We start from the raw sequence: 1,050 nt of genomic DNA on the forward strand, positions 1-1,050 counted from the left end.
GTTGGGCAAGCCGCTCGGGCTGCTCGGCCACCGGGTAACGCACCAGTTCGTCGGCCAGCAAGTAGATTGTCGCCCGGGCCAGTTGCTCGCTGATCTGGCGAACTTCGCCGACCAACGTCAGTTGCTCGCCGTCGCTGACCAGCCGATAGACCTTCGCCGCATGGGGCCCGGTCTGCTCCACCAGCACCTGGCCTCGCAGGAGGCGGGTGCGCTGGCTCAGGTCGAGGTCGGTCTGGCTGAAGGCCTGCAACTCCAGCGGAATGCCCAGCAGGCGCGCCCACACCGCCAGGGCACGGCGGCGCTCCGTGTCATTCATCGGCCGCAGGTTATCGGCCATCAAGGAAAACGTGCCATGGGCCAAACGCTCACGGTACTGCTCGCCGCGCGTCTGGTTGAGCAGGTGCAGCGCCAGCACGCCAAGCACCGCCACCAACACCAGTGCCGCACACATGCCGCCATAGATGCGCAGGAAGATCGAATTCACGGAGCGGCGTCTACGCATGCTTCGGGGACGAACAGGTAGCCTTTGCTGCGGATGGTCTTGATCAAGCGCGGATGGTCGGGGTCGTCACCAATCTTGGGACGGATGCGCGAGATGCGCACGTCGATGGAGCGATCCTGGCCGTCGTAGCCGATACCGCGCAGGGCGGTGAAGATTTCCTCGCGAGACAGGATGCGCCCGGCGTTGGATACCAACAGCCAGAGCAAATCGAATTCGGCGCTGGTCAGTTCGATGCCATTGCCCAGCAGCCAGGCTTCGCGCAAGGCGTCGTCCACCACCAACGGACCGAACTCCAGGCGCCTCTGCTTCGCAGGCACGGCAGGCTCCGGTTCGCTGCGCCGCAGCAGGGCCTGGATGCGCGCCAGCAACAGACGCGGGCGCACAGGCTTGCAGACGTAGTCATCGGCGCCCAGGTCCAAGCCCTGGATCTGGTCGCTGTCGTCGGTACGCGCCGTGAGCATCAGGATCGGTCCGTCGTAACGCTCGCGCACTTTGCGGCAAATGCTCAGGCCGTCCTCGCCGGGCAGCATCAGGTCGAGGATGACCAG

The 1,050-nt window shown here is 65.4% G+C and carries 1 protein-coding gene and 1 pseudogene; both read right to left on the reverse strand.

Annotated elements, in window-relative coordinates; genetic code table 11:
- Positions 1 to 484, reverse strand: a pseudogene (locus OC610_RS27930) (ATP-binding protein); the annotation flags it as partial.
- The coding region (locus OC610_RS27935; protein ID WP_264432822.1) for a winged helix-turn-helix domain-containing protein at positions 481 to 1,050 on the reverse strand (570 nt) is incomplete at its 5' end. The pseudogene OC610_RS27930 and the gene OC610_RS27935, both read right to left, overlap by 4 nt.

The sequence above is a fragment of the Pseudomonas agronomica genome, from assembly GCF_025917275.1.
GTDB classification, from domain to species: Bacteria; Pseudomonadota; Gammaproteobacteria; order Pseudomonadales; family Pseudomonadaceae; genus Aquipseudomonas; species Aquipseudomonas agronomica.